Source organism: Parashewanella curva (assembly GCF_003675895.1).
Classification (GTDB): Bacteria; Pseudomonadota; Gammaproteobacteria; order Enterobacterales; family Shewanellaceae; genus Parashewanella; species Parashewanella curva.
On the sequence record NZ_ML014911.1, the window covers coordinates 1 to 3,325 of the forward strand.

General features: G+C 42.6%; 2 protein-coding genes. Both read right to left on the bottom strand.

Annotated features, from left to right (window positions below; translation table 11 throughout):
- A partial coding sequence (locus D5018_RS21030; RefSeq protein ID WP_416351557.1) for a hypothetical protein occupies positions 1–1,575 on the bottom strand: 1,575 nt, incomplete at its 3' end.
- A gap of 299 nt (positions 1,576–1,874) precedes the next feature.
- Positions 1,875–3,325 (bottom strand): hypothetical protein (locus D5018_RS21860; RefSeq protein WP_165905144.1); only part of this gene is annotated, 1,451 nt, incomplete at its 5' end.

Sequence of the window (3,325 nt, forward strand, 5' to 3'; positions counted from 1 at the left end):
GATTGATTCATCAGCACCAGTGAGTAATCCGTCAGTACTCACTTTCTTTCTTGCCGTATCGAGTCCCTGACTGACAATATTAAGCAGATAGTTTTGCTGTTGAATCAAAGGTGATGTTTTTTGATTAGTTGCATTATGCAGTACTTGTTGCATGGCGAGCATGATGAGTAATTTTGCTTTTGTCTGTGGCAGTGCTGTAATACTCACTAATAACGCCGATAAATGATTGACGAAATCACAAAGCGGTAGGCCTTGTTGGCGCTGATAAATAAGTGCTAAAAACTCAACGGTTAAGTTGTATTTATGTTTATCAACAATCTCAGTGCTGTTTGAGGCGGCAGAAATCTGAGGTTGCTGCCAAAGCAATTGCTGACAGCTTGCTAATAAATCAAGGTACATCTTTGAAAGAGGTAAAGTATTAGCGTACTCACGTTCTTGTAACTTCGAATCCAGAGTTTTGATTTGTGTATCAATGATTGAAGACACCTCTGTGAGATGAGCAGCTTCTCGTCGTTCCTTGATTTGTTGTTGGTTAACCACCGAAGTCACTTTTTTAGGTTGTTGTACGCTTTTTCGACTCCTTAGTGCTGCTACATTAATCGGTCCTGAAGCAGGTTGGGGAGGGAGTTGAGGTTGTGCTACGGGGTATTGAGGCTGTGGCATCCCATATTGGGAATGTGCAGGGGCATATTGAAATTGTTGGCCATATTGAGAGGGGGCTGGGTACTGAGGCTGTTGGCTATATGGTGCTTGAATCGGAATGTGAGGATGTTGAGAGCCAAGCGGTTGAGGTTGCTGAGGATATGGTGATTGAGACGCAGCATAAGTAGGTTGTGTGCTGGGTTGTGGAGCTACACCGTATGGCTGTTGCGTGAAAGCAGGCTGTTGTGGTCTTACCGCTGTACCATGTGGAGCATGTGTAGGCGCGTATGGAGTTGCTGCATTACTTGGAGGTTGTTGGGCTCCATATGGTTGTGCAGGAAAATGAGCTTGAAGAGGTGGTCTAATTACAGGGGATTGTGGCTGCTGCGAGCTAATAGGTTGGTGTGGAACTCCAGCTGGTGTTCCTACAGGGGGTCTTGCTTGTGCCTGTGTATAAACAGGTTGAGGTTGTTGCAGAGCCCCCCCTGTGTGAGTGTAATCGGCTTGTTGGCTTGTACCCATAGCAGTAGCGGCACGTGGTGGCTGAGTAAAAGCTTGTTGCTGATGTTGCATAGGTGTCATACCAGCGTTTGTCACCTGATAAGGTAGCTCAGAGCTTACAGCTTGGGGAGTATAATTATTTTGTGTTTGTGGGTTAAAATACTGCGCCACCGGCTGAGCATGTGCAACTGACGTTTGAGGAGGGTGCTGGATGCCATATTCTGCTCCCGTTGAGGTTACTACAGGAGTTTGTGGTTCGTAAGGGGGAGGATTACCTCTTGGGTCTTGGCTCTGAAGATTAAGAACCTCCATAGCGCCGATAGCATTATCCAAATCAGACTTTTCTGGAGCAGGAGGTTGTTGATACTCTCCTGATTCTGGTTGAAATTGAAAGGAAGAAGGAGTTTGTTGTGGACCAGTTGAAGCTGTCATAAGTCACCTTTACTTCTGTTAATTTAGTTTAATTAAAATGTGAACTTCATTACTTACAGCATGACGATTGAACTATCGACGCTACCAAGAAACTCAAGTCATAAATTCTCTGGTAGCGTATTAATTTGAGACTATATGTTCAGTCAGATGATTTTAGAAAAATTCTCTGGTTGAAATTGATTTACTTTACCTCTCTGATTTTGCACAAAAAATGAAAAGAAATTAAATTAAAACTCATTAAAATTTGTTCATTTTACAATCTTTCCAAGTGAGACCCTATATGGCCTCTTGTCATTTCATTAGGATATATTTTCTACACGTTGTTTGATTGAAGTAAGTTCGTCAATTATTGGGGAAATAGGATTGTCTTTGTCGTCGTCGCCGTATTCTGGAACATATGCATCGTCACCCTCCAAAACTTCAATTAATGCAGTAAGCCCCGCCAGTGCCGTTTCATGATTGCAATAGATACAGAAATAAACTTGCTTTACTAGAAAGTGGGAATCTTGAGAATAATATTTCGATATTTCTCCAGTAATAAGCTTTCTTTTATTCAGCATTCTTGCCCAATCTACTTTTCGATTTCCGACGTCAAAAGCAGCGGCTAGTTTGGGTTGAAGTTTTTCATATTCAGCTAAAATAACAGCTTGTCTTTGGTCATTGATGGCCTCGGGGTTCAATTTTCTTCTGCGTCTTGCTGTTGGAGCCACGACAACGCTTTCATCGTCTTGCAAAGCATTGGCTTCATTTACTATATCCCCAAGTAGACGCACGATGTCTGGAATTGAATCAAAATATTGACTGGCTTCATGCATATTTACCATTGTTTGAAAAGCATCATCGCTCTCCATTAGTTTTTCTTCCATGTGTTTTAATAGTTGTTCTGGTGAGTTTGCACCTCTAGTTGTCACAAGATATTTATTAACCTGTCTCATGGTCAGTATTTTGTACTTTTTTAGTGACTCTGCCAGATCAAGCATCATATGGTTATCGCCTTTTAACTTATATGCAATTTGAAACTGTTGAGTCTGGAACCGCTCTTTGACCAGTTTATTTTTTCGTTCTTGTAGTGTGAGTTTGGGAGTTGTAGATTGGACAGAAGGTTCAGTCGTGTTGTATTGATGAGTTACTTGAGTTTGAACCTGTCTTGTTGGCTGAGGCCGAGGAAGTACATGCTGTTGAGCAGTTTTTCTGGTGTATGTAGGTCCCGTAGCCGTCGTCGTTGTAGGATTAGGGGCGACTGATGATGCGGCGGACATCATCGCCTGCACGAATTGCGCCATAGGATTTGCAGCTTGAGTAGCAGCGGTTTGTTCGGTAGGAACTGCAGTAGATTCAGGAATGGAATCCGTTAAGGTTAAATCGCAACCTGTTGCGTACATCAAGGTTAGTAATTGCTGAGGCTGATCTTTAACACTTGGATGTTGCGCAATATGATTGGCCGCAGCGATAATCTGCCTTCTAAGGCTTGTATCGGTTTTCTCAGCAGTTTCATTTTTCACCGTTGCACCAAACAGAGCGTTATAGGCGCAAGCTTTAGCAAGAGGTCGGTCAACATGCATATCTTCAAGGGTGGTCCTTGATTGGCTAAATGCTTCAAATATCATTTTAGCTGTTGAATTCATTAGCAGTGCTAACTTGCCGTTGTTTTGCCAGTACGGACCACCTCCTTCTTCACGCTTCTCTTCATAAGTTTTTTCTAACTCAGCAGAATAAAACCATTCTTTGGCGGTGTCGGGTGGAAATACAG